Source organism: Pandoraea sp. 64-18 (assembly GCF_001899225.1).
In the GTDB taxonomy this organism is placed as follows: domain Bacteria; phylum Pseudomonadota; class Gammaproteobacteria; order Burkholderiales; family Burkholderiaceae; genus Pandoraea; species Pandoraea cepalis.
In genome coordinates, this window is record NZ_MKVU01000012.1 from 67005 (window position 1) to 82226 (window position 15222).

At 63.3% G+C, this 15222-nt stretch carries 12 protein-coding genes; 8 read left to right on the forward strand and 4 right to left on the reverse strand.

All coding sequences use genetic code 11. The features are described from left to right. Positions 1 to 13: 13 nt before the first annotated feature. Positions 14 to 1000, reverse strand: a complete 987-nt coding sequence (locus BGP02_RS08820) for a response regulator transcription factor (protein ID WP_198288742.1) — start codon at positions 998 to 1000, stop codon at positions 14 to 16. Further along, positions 963 to 4388, reverse strand: a complete 3426-nt coding sequence (locus BGP02_RS08825; protein ID WP_502688476.1) for a hybrid sensor histidine kinase/response regulator — start codon at positions 4386 to 4388, stop codon at positions 963 to 965. The genes BGP02_RS08820 and BGP02_RS08825 overlap by 38 nt, the downstream gene beginning before the upstream one ends. Before the next feature lie 206 nt (positions 4389 to 4594). On the opposite strand from BGP02_RS08825, the gene urtA reads away from it, so the two are divergent. The 8 genes from urtA to BGP02_RS08865 all read left to right on the forward strand — a co-directional run bounded on the left by urtA (position 4595) and on the right by BGP02_RS08865 (position 12350). Beyond that, complete coding sequence (urtA, locus tag BGP02_RS08830) at positions 4595 to 5869, forward strand: urea ABC transporter substrate-binding protein (protein WP_017235680.1); 1275 nt, start codon at positions 4595 to 4597, stop codon at positions 5867 to 5869. A 55-nt stretch (positions 5870 to 5924) separates the two neighbouring features. Continuing rightward, positions 5925 to 6842, forward strand: a complete 918-nt coding sequence (urtB, locus tag BGP02_RS08835; RefSeq protein WP_017235681.1) for an urea ABC transporter permease subunit UrtB — start codon at positions 5925 to 5927, stop codon at positions 6840 to 6842. 58 nt (positions 6843 to 6900) lie between these two features. Beyond that, positions 6901 to 8085, forward strand: a complete 1185-nt coding sequence (urtC, locus tag BGP02_RS08840; protein WP_017235682.1) for an urea ABC transporter permease subunit UrtC — start codon at positions 6901 to 6903, stop codon at positions 8083 to 8085. After that, positions 8082 to 8825, forward strand: a complete 744-nt coding sequence (urtD, locus tag BGP02_RS08845; protein ID WP_261939422.1) for an urea ABC transporter ATP-binding protein UrtD — start codon at positions 8082 to 8084, stop codon at positions 8823 to 8825. The genes urtC and urtD overlap by 4 nt, the downstream gene beginning before the upstream one ends. 14 nt (positions 8826 to 8839) lie before the next feature. After that, entirely contained in the window at positions 8840 to 9529 is a 690-nt protein-coding gene (gene urtE, locus BGP02_RS08850; RefSeq protein ID WP_017235683.1) for an urea ABC transporter ATP-binding subunit UrtE, read from the forward strand. Between the two features lie 68 nt (positions 9530 to 9597). Continuing rightward, positions 9598 to 10836, forward strand: coding sequence for a formamidase (gene fmdA, locus BGP02_RS08855; protein WP_017235684.1), 1239 nt, complete (start codon positions 9598 to 9600; stop codon positions 10834 to 10836). A 52-nt stretch (positions 10837 to 10888) separates the two neighbouring features. Beyond that, positions 10889 to 11242: an FmdB family zinc ribbon protein gene (locus BGP02_RS08860; protein ID WP_017235685.1), complete on the forward strand. Its 354-nt coding sequence runs from the start codon at positions 10889 to 10891 to the stop codon at positions 11240 to 11242. A 79-nt stretch (positions 11243 to 11321) separates the two neighbouring features. Then, positions 11322 to 12350 (forward strand): aliphatic amidase, encoded by a 1029-nt coding sequence (locus BGP02_RS08865; RefSeq protein ID WP_026132312.1) that lies wholly within the window; start codon positions 11322 to 11324, stop codon positions 12348 to 12350. Between the two features lie 35 nt (positions 12351 to 12385). Here the strand turns inward: BGP02_RS08865 and BGP02_RS08870 are convergent, their stop codons facing one another. Beyond that, positions 12386 to 13885: a M81 family metallopeptidase gene (locus BGP02_RS08870; protein WP_017235687.1), complete on the reverse strand. Its 1500-nt coding sequence runs from the start codon at positions 13883 to 13885 to the stop codon at positions 12386 to 12388. After that, a complete protein-coding gene (locus tag BGP02_RS08875) occupies positions 13882 to 15144 on the reverse strand; it encodes a Zn-dependent hydrolase (protein ID WP_017235688.1) in 1263 nt (420 codons plus the stop codon). Before BGP02_RS08875 ends, BGP02_RS08870 begins: the two co-directional genes overlap by 4 nt. Between the last annotated feature and the right edge of the window lie 78 nt (positions 15145 to 15222).

Sequence of the window (15222 nt, forward strand, 5' to 3'; positions counted from 1 at the left end):
CATGGCGCCGACTTCACCGCCGATCGAGGACTTTCATGACCAGCGCGGCGGCGGTCGCGCGGGTTTCCACGTGGAGCTTTCGGAACAGGTGTTCGAGGTGCTTGTTGACGGTGCGGGGCGCCATGCCGAGGATGTCCCCGATGTCGCGATTGGCTTTGCCGCGGGACACCCACAGGAGCACTTCGGCTTCACGTGCGGTCAGGCCGAAGTGCAGGGCAAGCGCCGAGCAGTAAGCGGTGTCGTCGGCTTCCGTGAGCGTGACGATCCACTCGCCGGTCTTCGGGGCCGGGGCGGCCGTGGCGGAACGGCGAACGTTCTCGAGCACGCATTCATGGACGACATTCGCCTGCGCGCCTTGCGCAAGCCAGGCCACGAACCAGTGCAGCAACGGCGCGGGCAAACGCGGTTTGGCGACGTCCTCGTGCGTTGCGCCGTACGCCGCGATCTGCCGCGCCGCCTGAGGACTCTGCCAGCAGATCGCGCCGTCTTCCGAGACGATAAGCGCCGCGCGCGCGCCGAGCGAGAGCGCTGCCTGTGCATAGGATTGCGCGCGCGAGCGCACCACATGCGCGCCAATGCGCGCGCACACCTCTTCCGGGCGCACGGGTTTCGTCACGTAATCGATGCCCCCGACGCGAAAGCCCCGCACGACATGCTCGCTTTCCGTCAGCGACGTCATGAAGATGACCGGAAGATGCTCGTAACGTGGGTCCTGTTTGATCCGCGTGCAGGTCTCGAAGCCGTCCATCGCGGGCATTATCGCGTCGAGCAGCACGACGTCCGGCGTGACCCGCGCCAGACACTTCAATGCCGCCTCGCCGCTTAACGCGACGAGCACCGCGTAACCGTTCGCTTGCAGGGTATCGGAGAGAAAGGCGAGATTGTCGGGCGTGTCGTCCACGATCAGCACGATGGGACGGTTTCCCAGCCACTCCGGCGGGGCGCTCGCCTCCGTGGGCGCATCATGCACCGGTGGCGCGGGGCAGGTGGACAAGCTCATTTTCAAGTTCCCTTAGCTGAAAGCGTTCGGCAAGTGCGCGTAGCGTTTCGATCTGGGCGGACAGTGCCGGGTGGACGCGCCGCGCCTCGTCGAGTTGCTCGACGACCCCCTGCACATAGCCGACGTCGAGATGCTCGCGGATACGCTGAAGCACCCCCTCGGGCAGCGCGAGCTGAATGGCGTCGGACGTCGCCGCCGATGTCTCCGCCCGCGCCGGGCTGGGCGTCGTCGTCGGTTCCGATGCAATCCATTCCAGCGCAAGCAGTTGTGCGAGCTTGTCGAGCAACAGATTCACCTGCAACGGCTTGGCCAGATAGCCTGCGCAGCCGGACGCGCAGGCACGCTCGCGATCGTCGGCGAAAGCGTTGGCCGAGAGCAATACGACGGGCGCCGCCGAGAGCTGATTCTCACGAATCAGGCGGCTGGTTTCGTAGCCGTCCATCAACGGCATTGAGATGTCCATGATGATCGCGTCAGCGGTGTGAGTGCCGAGCCATCGCAACGCGTCGGGACCGCTGGCGACTTCGGTCACGTCGAAGCCCAGCGGCGTGAGCAATTGGACGACGATCCCGCGCTGATCGGCCAGGTCGTCCACCACGAGAATCGTACGGCGCGACCCGGCGTACCCGCGAATACCCGCCAACTCGGTGTAGACATCAGGTGCGCTTCTCACTGCCGGTGCGAAGAGTTTCACCACGAAGTGCGTGCCGCGCCCGATCTCGCTGTGCGCGTCCAGACTGCCGCCGAGCGCATGCGTGAGCAATCGGCAGATCGTCAGCCCGAGGCCCGCACCGTGATCGTCCGCATGGGCGGCGTCGCCACGCTCGAACGGCAGGAAGAGACGCGCCATTTCCTCCGGCGCGATGCCGGGTCCGGTATCGATCACCTCGAACTTCAGCGTGTCCAGCGCGTGACTCACGCGCAGCGTCACCGTCCCTGCAGACGTGAAGCGAATTGCGTTGCCGATCAGGTTGGTGAGAATTTGCCCGAGGTACTTCTGATCGCACTTCACCGTCCCCGGGATTCGACCGACGACCTGGACATCGAAGGCGAGCGCTTTCTCCATCGCCAACGGACTCATCATCGACGACAGGTGAGACACGAAATCGGTCAGCGACACTTTCGTGATGTTCAATTGCAGCTTGCCGGCTTCGATGCGCGCGACGTCCAGTAGTCCGTCGACCAGCGCGAGCAGATGCTCGCCGCTGCGATGGATGGTGCGAACCGCGTTGTAGCGCGTGGGGGACAGTTCTTCCTTCGCCTGCATCAGAAGCTGCGCATAGCCGAGGATGCTGTTGAGCGGCGTCCGTAGTTCGTGACTGAGGCCCGATACGTAACGGCTCTTGGCCCGATTCGCCGACTCGGCGGCCGCGCTCGCGCGCTTGAGCGCCTCGTCGGTCTTCTGGTGCGCTTCGATTTCCTGCATCAGCAATTCGTTTTGCCGTTGCGATTCCTCTTCCGTGACGCGGCGGCTCTCGCGCTCCAGCACGAACCACCATGCCGCGATGCAGCCCACGAGGGCGAGCGAGAAGAAGATCTTGAGGAAGCTGCTTCCTATGACCCCGACTTCCGCCGCGCTGATCGACGCCACACTCTGTGACCAGATCAGTAGCAGAACGCCAGCCAACACGGCAAGGATGGCCAGCACGAGGCTCGCATAGCGAATGAGCCGCAACGCCGCGGGCCCCAGCCGCAGGCGCGGAAACACGCAGTGCAATGCGCGATCGGCCTGCGCGGAGAAGCGCGCGTGCGGCTTGCAGCGATCATGGCAACGGGAGTCCAGCGAGCAGCAAAGCGAGCAGATCGTGCCGCCATAGGCCGGACAGTGGGCCGTGTCCTCCGGCTCGAACGCGTGCTCGCAGATCGCGCAGCGCAGCGATCTGGCGTCGCCGGTCGATTGCGGCTTGCGCGCGAGGTAGTACTTTCCGCGTGTCGCGATGGCAATGATCGGCGCGCAGACGAACGCCACGCCGAAGGCGAGAAACATCGACATCGCCTCGCCAAGCTCGCCGAAGGCGCCTGCCCGCGCCGTGAGGGCCGCCACGACGCCCAGCAACATCGCGCCCAGCCCGACGGGATTCACATCATAGAGATGCGCGCGTTTGAACTCGATGTGACGCGGGCTGTATCCCAATGGTTTGTTGATGACGAGATCGGCGCACAGCGCGCCTATCCAGGCCACGGCAACATTCGCATACAGCGAGAGCACTTTGCCGATGACCTCGAAGACACCGATCTCCACGAGCAGCAGCGCGATCATCACGTTGAAGACGAGCCACACCACGCGCCCCGGATGACTGTGCGTGAGACGTGCAAAGAAGTTCGACCAGGCCAGCGATCCCGCATACGCGTTCGTCACATTGATCTTGAGCTGCGAGACGATGACGAAAAGCGTCATGGCCGGCAGCGCCCAACCGGCCAGCCCTGCCGGATCGAGGAGGATGTGATAGGCGACGAGATACATCTGCGTGGGCTGCGCGGCTTGCGCGACCCCCACTTCGTTCTGGATCGCCACAAATGCGAGGAAGGCGCCGCCGAGCATCTTCAGCGCACCGGGTACGATCCAGCCCGGGCCGGCGCACAGTAGCGCGAGCCACCAGCGCTTGCGGTTGCGCGTCGTCAGCGGCGGCAGGAAGCGCAGATAGTCCACCTGTTCGCCGATCTGCACGATCAGCGCGAACACGACTGTCGACGCCTGTCCGAACGCAATGAGACTGAACGCCCGGCCTTGCGGGGCGAATCCCGCGAACGTGGTCCACTCGCGCAGCATCCCGGGGTGGTGCCACAGCACTGCGGCGTAGGGCAACACGAACAGCACGATCCACAGCGGCTGTGTCCAACTTTGCAGCCGGTTGATGAGCGTGATGCCGAACATCACCAGCGGGATCACGACGACCGAACTCACGACATACGCGAGCGCCAGCGAGATGTGGAAATAGAGCTGTAACGCCAGCGCCATGATGGCCGCTTCGAGTGCGAAGAACAGGAATGTGAAGATGGCGTAAAGAAACGACGTCACCGTCGAGCCTATGTAACCGAAGCCGGCGCCGCGCGTGAGCAGATCCATGTCGACGCCGTAGCGCGCCGCGTAATAGCTGATCGGCAGGCTCGTCAGGAAAATCAGGATCGAAACGGCGGCAATGGCCCAGAGCGCGTTGGTGAAGCCGTAATTGATGACAAGGCTACCGCCGATGGCCTCCAGCACCAGAAACGATACGCCGCCGATTGCCGTGGTCGCGACGCGTAATTCCGACCAGCGGCGAAACGAGCGCGGGGTGAAGCGCAGCGCATAGTCTTCCAGCGTTTCGTCGCCGACCCAGGCGTTGTAATCCCGCCGCACCTTTACGATGCGCTGAGTGCTGGGCGCGCTGACTGAACTTTGGTGCATCTTGGCCATGAAGACGTGAAGGCGATCCGGATTGGTGCAAAAAGCGTTGGATGTAAAGCCCAAAGCAAATTACATTCCACCGCCCCACCTGGGGAATACGTCAATCGACGTATTCCGATCGTCAAATTGGCTCCCTACATTGCGTTCAAACCCGTGAAACCCGCCCGCCGCGCTTCTTGCACAGGGCCTATGATCAGGAGAACGTGATGTCCGCAGACGATCGATTCGAAGATGACGAGCGCATGGCTTCGCCGCTGCGCAGGCGGCTGCTCGGCGGCCTTGCCGCGGCCCCGCTCATGGCGCTGGGCCTGCCGCGAACGTCGTTCGCACAGGTGCCGCCTACGGCCAAGGTGAACACCACCGGTCTCGCCGTGACCGACACCACGGTCACGGTCGGCCAGTTGCACTCGGCAACCGGCACGATGGCCATTTCCGAGACGGGCTCGATTCAGGCAGAGCGTCTTGCCATCGAGCAGATCAATGCGATGGGCGGCGTACTCGGACGTAAGATCAACATCATTCAGGAAGACGGTGCGTCCGACTGGCCGACTTTTGCCGAGAAATCCAAGAAGCTGCTCGAGAGCGACCACGTCGCGGCCGTTTTCGGTTGCTGGACGTCGGCCTCGCGCAAGGCGGTGCTGCCGGTGTTCGAGAAGGACAACGGCTTGCTGTACTACCCGACGTTCTATGAAGGTCTGGAGCAGTCGAAGAACGTCTTCTACACCGGTCAGGAAGCCACGCAGCAGATTCTCTGGGCGCTCGACTGGGCGTCGAACACGAAGAAGGCCAAGTCGTTCTTCCTGATCGGTTCCGACTACATCTGGCCGCGCACGTCGAACAAGATCGCGCGCCGTCATATCGAGCAGCATCTGCACGCGAAGGTGGTCGGCGAAGAGTATTACCCGCTCGGCACGACCGAGTTCAATTCGCTGATGAACAAGATCAAGCTCGCGCGTCCTGACTGCATTTTCGCGACGGTGGTGGGCGGCTCGAACGTGGCGTTCTACAAGCAACTCAGGGCAGCGGGCATCACACCCCAGAAGCAATTCCTGCTGACCCTTTCCGTCACGGAAGACGAAGTGCTGGGCATTGGGGGCGAAAACTTCGCGGGCTTCTACTCGTCGATGAAGTACTTCCAATCGCTGGATAACGACAACAACAAAAAGTTCGTCGCCGCATTCAAGGCGCGCTACGGTGCGAAATCGGTGATCGGCGACGTGACACAGGCGGCCTACCTCGGCCCCTGGATCTGGAAGACCGCGTGTGAGCGCGCGGGCAGCTTCGACGTGAACAAGGTCGTCGCTGCCTCAGCGGGCATTGAACTGCCCAACGCACCCCAGGGCTACGCGAAGGTCGACCCGAACCATCACCTGTGGAGCCGATCGCTGATCGGCGAAGGGCAGGCGGACGGACAGTTCAAGGTCGTGGCGAGTTCGCCGGAGCCGATCCACCCGGATCCGTTCCCGAAGGGCTACATGTAATCCCTCAACTCGCACAGGCGCGACGACCGGACGGTCGTTGCGCGAGGAGCGTCAGATGTCCGCCAACGACATTCTCAATATCACGCTGATGCAAGGCTTTGCGGGACTGAGCCTGTTCAGTGTTCTGCTGCTCATGGGGCTCGGACTGGCCGTGATTTTCGGGCAGATGGGCGTCATCAACATGGCGCACGGCGAATTCATGACGATCGGCGCCTATAGCGTCTACATGTTCTCGTGGGTCACCCAGAACGTCTGGCCGATATTCGCGCCGGTGTATTTCTTCTTCGCCATCGTCGCCGCCTTCGTGCTCGCCTTTGGGGCGGGATGGCTGGCGGAATGGGCGCTGATCCGACATCTGTACCGGCGTCCGCTCGACACGTTGCTCGCCACCTGGGGCCTGAGTCTGGGTATGCAGCAAGTGTTCCGTTCAACGTTCGGACCGAAAGAAGTCAGTCCGGTGCTGCCCGACTGGCTCATGGGGTCGTGGGAGCCGACGCCGGGTCTCGACATTCCGGTGAGCGGCATGTTCGTGATGGCGCTTGCGCTCGTCATGACGGGCGGCCTGTTGTTGGCGCTGTACCGCTCGCGCTGGGGGCTGCGTGTGCGTGCGACCGTCGCCAACCGGCCGATGGCGAATGCGGCGGGCATCAATACCCGCCGCACCGACCGGATGACATTCGCAATCGGCTGCGGCATCGCCGGCGTCGCCGGTGCGGCGTTCACGGCCATCGGGTCGACAGGGCCGACCAGCGGCTCGCTCTATATCGTCGATTCGTTCCTGGTGGTGACGTTCGGCGGCGCGGCGAGCCTGCTCGGTACGGTGGCCTCGGCCTTCGGCATTGCACAGATGCAGTCGATCAGCGAGTTTTTCCTTTCCGGTTCGATTGCCCGCGTGGCGACGCTCCTCACCGTGGTGGTCATTCTGATGCTGCGCCCGCAGGGCCTGTTCGCCTCGAAAGTCCGGCGCGCGTGATCCACCGGTGCGCCGGTGTCCCGGTCGTCGACCGATTCCTCTGTATGGAGAGATGTACATGGAACCCATCCAAACCTCGGCGGGCGGCGTCTCCCTCCGCTCCGAGGCTCCCGTCCCGAGCGTCGGCTGGCGCGCAACGCTGGCGCGCTTCGACGCTTCAGGCTACGCGGGCATCGTGATTCTGGCCGTGCTCATCGTCGTCGTGTTTCCGCTCGCGCTCGACGCGTTTCGCCTGAACCTCATGGGCAAGTACCTGACGTACGCATTCGTCGCCATCGGACTGGTGATCGCATGGGGTTACGGCGGCGTGCTAAGCCTCGGGCAGGGCGTCTTCTTCGGGCTTGGCGGTTATGCGATGGCCATGTTTCTCAAGCTCGAATCGTCGAGCGCCGCGGCCACGAGTACACAGACCACCCCGGGCATTCCGGACTTCATGGACTGGAATCAGCTTACCGCGCTGCCCGATATGTGGAAGCCGTTTCACTCTCTGCCGTTCTCGATTGTCGCGGTGCTTGTCGTGCCGACGGCGCTTGCCTTCGTGATCGGTTACGCAATGTTCAAACGGCGGGTCGGCGGTGTGTATTTCGCGATCATCACGCAGGCCGTGGCGCTGATTCTGTCGGTGCTTATCATCGGCCAACAGGGATATACCGGCGGGGTGAACGGCATCACCGATCTGCGCACGCTGCTCGGCTGGGACATTCGCACCGACCACGCGAAGCTCGTTCTTTACTTCGTCAACGCGGCGCTGCTGATCGTCGCGTTGCTGGTGTGCCGGTGGGTGCAGCGCGGCAAGCTCGGTACGCTGCTGCTGGCCATGCGAGACAAGGAAGACCGCGTGCGGTTCTCGGGCTATGACGTCTCGATGTTCAAGGTGTTCTCATTCTGCTTCGCCGCGTTGCTTGCTGCGATCGGCGGCGCGATGTTCACGCTTCAAGTCGGTTTCATGTCGCCGTCGTTCGTGGGCATCGTGCCGTCCATCGAGATGGTGATCTATGCGGCGGTCGGCGGACGTATGTCGCTTGTCGGCGCGGTGTACGGCGCGATTCTCGTCAATCTGGGCAAAAGCTGGTTCTCCGAGAGTTTCCCCAATCTCTGGCTGTATCTGATGGCGGCCATGTTCATCGGCGTGGTGATGGCCTTCCCGAACGGTCTGGCGGGGCTTTTCGAGGCGCATGTGCGCCCGCGAATTCGCCGTTTTCTCGGCGCCGGGAGCGCGACAGACAAGGAGCGAAAAGTATGAGCAACACCGACTTTCTTCTGGCGATAGAAGACCTCAGCGTTTCGTTCGACGGGTTCAAGGCCATCGATTCGCTGAATCTGTATCTGGAGCGGGGTGAGTTGCGCGTCGTGATCGGTCCCAACGGCGCCGGCAAGACGACGCTGCTCGATCTTATCTGCGGCAAGACGAAGGAGACGGCGGGCAGCATCAAGTTTCGCAACGAGGAAATCACGCGACTGGCCGAGTTCAGACGCGTGCACAGGGGCATAGGCCGCAAGTTTCAGACGCCGTCGATCTACGAAAACCTGAGCGTCGCGCAAAACCTCGAAGTGTCGTTCCCGCGTGGGCGCGGCGTGTTCGGCGCGCTTTTCTACCGCACGGATAGCGAGGTTGCGGATCGTGTCCGATCGGTTGCCGACGAGATCGGTCTGTCGGCCTCGCTCGACCTCGAAGCCGGCTTGCTCTCGCACGGACAGAAGCAGTGGCTGGAAATTGGTATGCTTCTTATGCAGGATCCCGAACTTTTGATGCTGGATGAGCCGATTGCCGGCATGAGCGTGCGCGAGCGCGAACTGACGGCTGATCTGCTCGATCGAATCTGTCGCAACCGCTCGATGATCGTCATCGAGCACGACATGGCTTTCGTTGAGCGGATCGCGCACAAGGTCACCGTGATGCACCAGGGAACGATTCTCGCCGAGGGCCCGATGGCCAAGGTGCAATCCGACCCGCGTGTGATCGAAGTTTATCTCGGACACTGATCGGGGGACACATCATGTTGGAAGTCGATGATCTTGTCGTCAGCTATGGCCAGAGCGAGGTGCTGCACGGCATCGGCTTTTCCGTCGCCAGCGGCGAAAGCGTTGCGGTGATGGGCCGCAACGGGATGGGAAAAACAACGTTGTTCAAGTCGTTGATCGGTATGTTGCCCGCGAATCGCGGCACCGTTCGTGTGGACGGTGTCGACGTATCGAGGGACGAGAGCTTCCGGCGCGTGTCCAAGGGAATCGGTTACGTTCCGCAGGGTCGTCAGATCTTTGCATCGCTCACCGTCGAAGAGAACATCCAGACCGGGCTCGAGAATGCGGCGAGCCAGTCCGTTCCCGACGATCTCTACGCGTTGTTTCCCGTGCTGTTCGACATGCGCCGCCGCAAGGGCGGCAATCTCTCCGGCGGACAGCAGCAACAGCTCGCCATTGCGCGCGCGCTCGCGACCAATCCCAAGGTACTGCTGCTCGACGAGCCGACCGAGGGGATTCAGCCGTCCGTCATCAAGGACATTGCCCGGGCGCTCAATCACATTCGAGCGACGCGCAACATCGCCGTCGTCGTTTCCGAGCAGGTGCTGAGTTTCGCGATGGACGTGGCGGACCGATTGTTCGTTATCGAGGGCGGGCGCTTCGTTCATCAGAGCACGCGCGACGCCGGTGATGCCGGGCGCATACGCGAATACCTCTCCGTGTAATCCGACGCCGCGTGGCGTCATTGATCGCCGGTGTCTGGCGCCGGCATTTGAAACCAGGAGCGAATGCAATGGCCGAAACTCTCATCAAGGTCGACCTGAACCAATCCGCGTACGAAAACGAGCAGGTGCACAACCGTTGGCATCCGGACATTCCGATGGCGTGCTGGGTGAATCCCGGCGACGACTTCATTCTTGAGACGTACGACTGGACCGGTGGCTTCATCAAGAATAATGACAGCGCCGACGATGTTCGCGATATCGACCTGTCGATCGTGCATTTTCTTTCGGGGCCGGTGGGCGTGCATGGTGCGCAGCCCGGCGATTTGCTGGTCGTCGATCTGCTCGACATCGGTGCGAAGCAGGACAGTCAGTGGGGCTTCAACGGCTTCTTCTCGAAGACGAACGGCGGTGGCTTTCTGACCGATCATTTTCCGCATGCGCAGAAGTCGATCTGGGATTTCCACGGGCTTTACACGAGTTCGCGGCATATTCCGGGCGTGAATTTCGCCGGACTGATTCACCCGGGACTGATCGGCTGCCTGCCGGATCCGACATTGCTTCAGACATGGAACGAGCGCGAGGTCGGCCTGATCGCGACGGCGCCGGACCGCGTGCCGCCGCTTGCCAACCCGCCGTTCGCCGCGACGGCGCACATGGGCAAGCTGACGGGCGACGCGCGCAACAAGGCGGCCGCCGAAGGCGCGCGCACGGTGCCGCCGCGCGAGCATGGTGGGAACTGCGACATCAAGGATCTCTCGCGCGGGTCGAAGGTCTTCTTCCCGGTGTATGTCGATGGCGCAGGGCTGTCTGTGGGCGACCTTCACTTCAGCCAGGGGGACGGCGAGATCACGTTTTGCGGCGCCATCGAGATGGCGGGGTGGGTGCACATGCGTGTCAACGTGATCAAAGGCGGCATGGAAAAGTACGGCATTCGCAATCCGGTGTTCCAGCCGAGTCCCATTACGCCGGCGTACAACGACTATCTGATCTTCGAGGGTATTTCCGTCGACGAGCAGGGTGGGCAGCACTATCTGGATGTCACGGTCGCCTATCGTCAGGCATGCCTGAACGCCATCGAGTATCTGAAGAAGTTCGGTTACTCGGGAGCGCAGGCGTACTCGTTGCTCGGTTGTGCGCCGGTGCAGGGGCATATCAGTGGCGTGGTCGACATTCCGAATGCATGTGCGACGCTGTGGTTGCCCACGCAGATCTTCGACTTCGACATCCGTCCGAATGCCGACGGACCGATTCGTCACGTGACGGGCAGTGTCGACATGCCGTGTTCGCCGGATCTGGTGAAGGGCTGACGCGGCGTGCGTCACGAGCATCACTCACGACATAGGACAACAGGAGGCGGAGATGCCGATTTATGACTTCGAATGTGCGACGTGCGGACCGTTCGCTGTCATGCGGCGCATGGCGGATCGCGACACGCCGTGCCATTGCCCGGATTGTGGGGGCGAGGGCACGCGCGTGATGACGGCGCCATCGCTTGCGTTGATGGGAGGTGCGAGTCGTGCGGCGCACGCCACGAACGAGCGGGCGGCACATGCCCCGCGTCATTCGGGCGACGGGCCGTCGTCGCGTCATCGATCAGGGTGCAGTTGCTGCGCCGGCGGCAAGGTGGCGCTGGCGGGGGCGAGTGGGCAGACGTCCACGGCAACGGGCGGGCTGAAGCGGCCGGCAGGACGGCCATGGATGATCAGCCATTGATTCTCTTGGAAGGGTTTGTTACGGCCCGGGGCCTCTGGGCCGTGCGTCGGAACTGCGAGTTTTGAAGGAGTAACGACTCATGCGACATGGAGATATTTCGAGTAGCCGCGACGGGGTGGGCGTTGCGGTCGTCAACTACAAGATGCCGCGTTTGCATACGAAGGCGGAGGTATTGGAGAACGCGCGCAAGATCGCCGACATGGTCGTCGGCATGAAGCAGGGGTTGCCCGGTATGGATCTCGTGATCTTTCCCGAGTACTCGACGCACGGGATCATGTACGACCGGCAGGAGATGTTCGACACCGCAGCGACGGTGCCGGGCGAAGAGACGGATATTTTCTCGGCGGCATGTCGCAAGGCGAATGTGTGGGGGGTGTTTTCGCTCACGGGTGAGCGGCACGAGGATCATCCGAACAAGGTGCCTTACAACACGCTGGTGCTGATCGACAATCGCGGGGAGATCGTGCAGAAGTATCGCAAGATCATGCCGTGGACACCGATCGAGGGCTGGTACCCCGGCGACCGCACTTACGTGACGGAGGGACCGAAGGGGCTGAAGATCAGTCTGATCATCTGCGATGACGGCAACTATCCGGAGATCTGGCGGGATTGCACGATGAACGGCGCGGAGCTGGTGGTGCGTTGTCAGGGATATATGTATCCGGCCAAGGATCAGCAGGTGCTTGTGGCGAAGGCGATGGCGTGGATGAACAACACGTATGTGGCTGTCGCGAACGCGACGGGCTGGGACGGTGTGTATTCGTACTTCGGCCACTCGGCGATCGTCGGCTTCGACGGCCGCACACTCGGTGAATGCGGCGAGGAAGAGATGGGCGTGCAATACGCGGAACTGTCCGTGAGCGCGATTCGCGACGCACGCAAGAACATGCAGTCGCAAAACCATCTGTATAAGCTGCTTCACCGCGGATACACCGGGACGATCAATTCCGGCGAAAGCGCGAACGGCGTCGCCGATTGCCCGTTCGGGTTCTACCGCGATTGGGTCACCGACCCGCAAGGCACGCAGCGCAAAGTCGAGGCTATCACCCGCTCGACACCCGGAACTGAAGAGTGCCCGATTGACGGGATTCCTTGTGGGGGAGGTTGAGCGGTGGCGGGCCGTAAAGGCCCGCCACCGTGTACTCATCCGCCGAACTTCACCTCCCGATCCAGCGGATACACCGGACGATTCACGCGCGAGAACGGGAACAGCGCGTAATTTGAACTCGTCACGCCGTCGCTGTCGCATTCGACCAGCCCGGCGGAGATCGGCACGAACACCGGACGGCAGTACATGCGGGACTTGAGCAGCAGGAAGCGCTCGTTGCGCGGGTCGAGGCCAACGCAGGTGAACACGCCGTGGTCCCACGGCTCGTGCGTGCGCTCCGTCACCACGATGCGCGCCGGCCCGATATCGAACAGCACCGTGCGGCCCATGTAGCAGCGTTGCCCCGTATAGGTCGGACCGCTCACGACATACTCGCCGTCGCCGATCTTGCGCACGATGCCGGTGAGCACCGGCGGTGTCTTGACGATGCCCAATTGCGTCAGCGCACGTTTGTTGCCGACGGCCAGCGTCACCTCGGCGCCCTCGCCTGCGGCGATCAACGTCGCGACCGCTTCCGGATCGCACAGCGGACCGACGCCGATGCCGGTGAGCCCGGCCGCGAGCGCCGCTTCGAGCACGTCCATCGTGTCGCACGTGCCGCCTGACATGCAGTTGTCGCTGTGATCGAGCAGCAACACCGGCTTGTCGGCGCCGTCGGCCAGACGCTTCGCTTCGACAATCGAATCGACGAGCGGCGCGCTGCGGTAGACGAACTCGTCACGCGCCTCCCATATCTGCGCGGCGATACGGTCAGCGACGGCCTGAGCATGTGCCACGCCGCTCTCCCCGTCGCCCGCCGTCACGACCACACTGATGCAAGGCGCGGGGATGTCCGCGAGCGAAAATCCCGAAAACACCGACACGGCCGGAATACCCTCTTCGGCTTCGGCGCGCCGCGCGGCGTCGAGCGCGCGCTTCATCGCGCCCCCGTGGCTCGTGCTGCATAGCGTATGCACCATCAACGGCGGTTGTTGCCATACCACGCGAGGGCGGCGTTTGCCGGCGAGCCTTTCGAAGAGCAGACGGCCGGCGTGCTCGCCTGTCTCGTACATGTCGATGTGCGGATACGTCTTGAACCCCACGACGATATCGGCATTCTCTACGATCTTTTGCGTGACGTTGGCATGCAGGTCGAGCGCAACGGCAATCGGCGTATCCGGCGCGGCGGCGCGCACGCGCTCGAGCAGATCGCCCTCGCCGTCGTCGCTGTTTTCCGCGACCATCGCCCCATGCAGGTCGAGCAGGATCGCATCGACGCCGCTCGCCGCAGCCACAATCCGGTCGCACAGGGCGTCGTAGGCGCTCGCCGCCACCGGACCGCTCGGGTTGGCGGCAGCGCTGACGGGGGTCACCATCTGCGCCCCGGCGGCCTCGGCGAGATCGATGAACGCGGCCATCGCCGTACGCATGCCCTTGTTGTCGCGATAGGCCGCTTCGTCATACGTGGGTCCTAGAGGGCCGAAGGCGTCGAGCGGTGTGGGCACCGGCGAGAATGTATTCGTCTCGTGATTCATCCGCGCGATCATCACTTTCATGCGGCACCTCCTGCGCGTTGCAACATCGCTTGCAACAGCACGTTGCAACCCGCTTCGAGATGCACCGGATCGGCATCTTCGATTTCGTTGTGACTGATGCCGTCCTTGCACGGCACGAAGATCATCGCCGTCGGCGCGACGCGCGCCAGATAGACTGCGTCGTGCCCCGCACCGCTGATGGCATCCATCGACGACAGCCCGAGTGCCTGCGCGCCCGAGCGAATCGCGTCGACCAGTGCCGGGGCAAATGGCTGCGGCGGGAAGTACACGACCGGCTCGATGGCGACGTCGATGCCGTTCGTGCGCAACGCGTCGCACTCGGCGCGCAGCTTGGCGTCGAGCGCGTCGAGCGTGGCGTCGTCGGCCGCGCGCAGATCGACGGAGAGCGTCACGCGGCCCGGAATCACGTTGCGCGAATTCGGATAGTTGTCGACCCAGCCCACGGTGCCGCGCGCATGGGGCGCGTGCTCGCAGGCGATGCGGTTGACCGCCTGGATCAGCTGCGCGGCGGCGAGCAGCGCGTCGCGGCGTAGCTCCATGGGCGTAGGGCCCGCGTGGGCCTCCATGCCCGTGACGGTTACGTCGTACCAGCGCTGACCGAGGGCGCCCTGCACGACACCGATCGTCTTCCCATGCGCTTCGAGGACCGGGCCTTGCTCGATGTGCGCTTCAAAGTACGCGCCGACCGCGCCCGCTTGACCCACCGCCGGCGCGGACCCCGCGTAGCCGATGGCGCGCAACGCGTCGGCGACGCTGACGCCCTCTCGATCTCTCTGCGCGAGCGCGTGATCCAGCGTGAAGGCGCCTGCGTAAACACCGGACCCCATCATCACGGGCACGAAACGCGACCCCTCCTCGTTGGTCCAGACGGCGACTTCGAGCGGGGCCTCGGTCACGATGCCGTTGTCGTTGAGCGTGCGCAGCACTTCGAGCCCGGCGAGTACGCCGTAGTTGCCGTCGAACTTGCCACCGGTCGGCTGGGTGTCGATGTGGCTGCCGGTCATGACGGGCGGCAGCGCGTCGTTGCGGCCGGCGCGCCGCGCAAAAATGTTGCCGATCGCGTCGACACGCACCGTGCAGCCGATCTCTTCGGCCCACGTGACAAACCGATCGCGGCCCTGCCGGTCGAGATCGGTCAGCGCGAGGCGGCACACGCCCCCCTTCTCGGTCGCGCCGATTTGCGCGAGTTGCATGAGGCTGTCCCACAGGCGCGCGCCGTCGACGCGTACTGCGGCTGCCGGTTGATCGAGACGTTCCATGTTCATCAGTCCTTCAGGGCAGACGCCGCGACGGTCGCGCTGACGCCTGCGTTGGCAGAGTGACGCGCTCGCCCCGTC

Bases quoted from the DNA above. Each gene is read 5' to 3' on its own strand.
- urtC (WP_017235682.1), top strand. From the start codon at position 6,901: ATGGAACCCATCCAAACCTCGGCGGGCGGCGTCTCCCTCCGCTCCGAG.
- urtD (WP_261939422.1), top strand. From the start codon at position 8,082: ATGAGCAACACCGACTTTCTTCTGGCGATAGAAGACCTCAGCGTTTCG.
- urtB (WP_017235681.1), top strand. From the start codon at position 5,925: ATGTCCGCCAACGACATTCTCAATATCACGCTGATGCAAGGCTTTGCG.
- fmdA (WP_017235684.1), top strand. From the start codon at position 9,598: ATGGCCGAAACTCTCATCAAGGTCGACCTGAACCAATCCGCGTACGAA.
- urtA (WP_017235680.1), top strand. From the start codon at position 4,595: ATGTCCGCAGACGATCGATTCGAAGATGACGAGCGCATGGCTTCGCCG.
- BGP02_RS08820 (WP_198288742.1), bottom strand. From the start codon at position 1,000: ATGAGCTTGTCCACCTGCCCCGCGCCACCGGTGCATGATGCGCCCACG.
- BGP02_RS08860 (WP_017235685.1), top strand. From the start codon at position 10,889: ATGCCGATTTATGACTTCGAATGTGCGACGTGCGGACCGTTCGCTGTC.
- BGP02_RS08870 (WP_017235687.1), bottom strand. From the start codon at position 13,885: ATGAAAGTGATGATCGCGCGGATGAATCACGAGACGAATACATTCTCG.
- BGP02_RS08875 (WP_017235688.1), bottom strand. From the start codon at position 15,144: ATGGAACGTCTCGATCAACCGGCAGCCGCAGTACGCGTCGACGGCGCG.
- BGP02_RS08865 (WP_026132312.1), top strand. From the start codon at position 11,322: ATGCGACATGGAGATATTTCGAGTAGCCGCGACGGGGTGGGCGTTGCG.
- BGP02_RS08825 (WP_502688476.1), bottom strand. From the start codon at position 4,388: ATGCACCAAAGTTCAGTCAGCGCGCCCAGCACTCAGCGCATCGTAAAG.
- urtE (WP_017235683.1), top strand. From the start codon at position 8,840: ATGTTGGAAGTCGATGATCTTGTCGTCAGCTATGGCCAGAGCGAGGTG.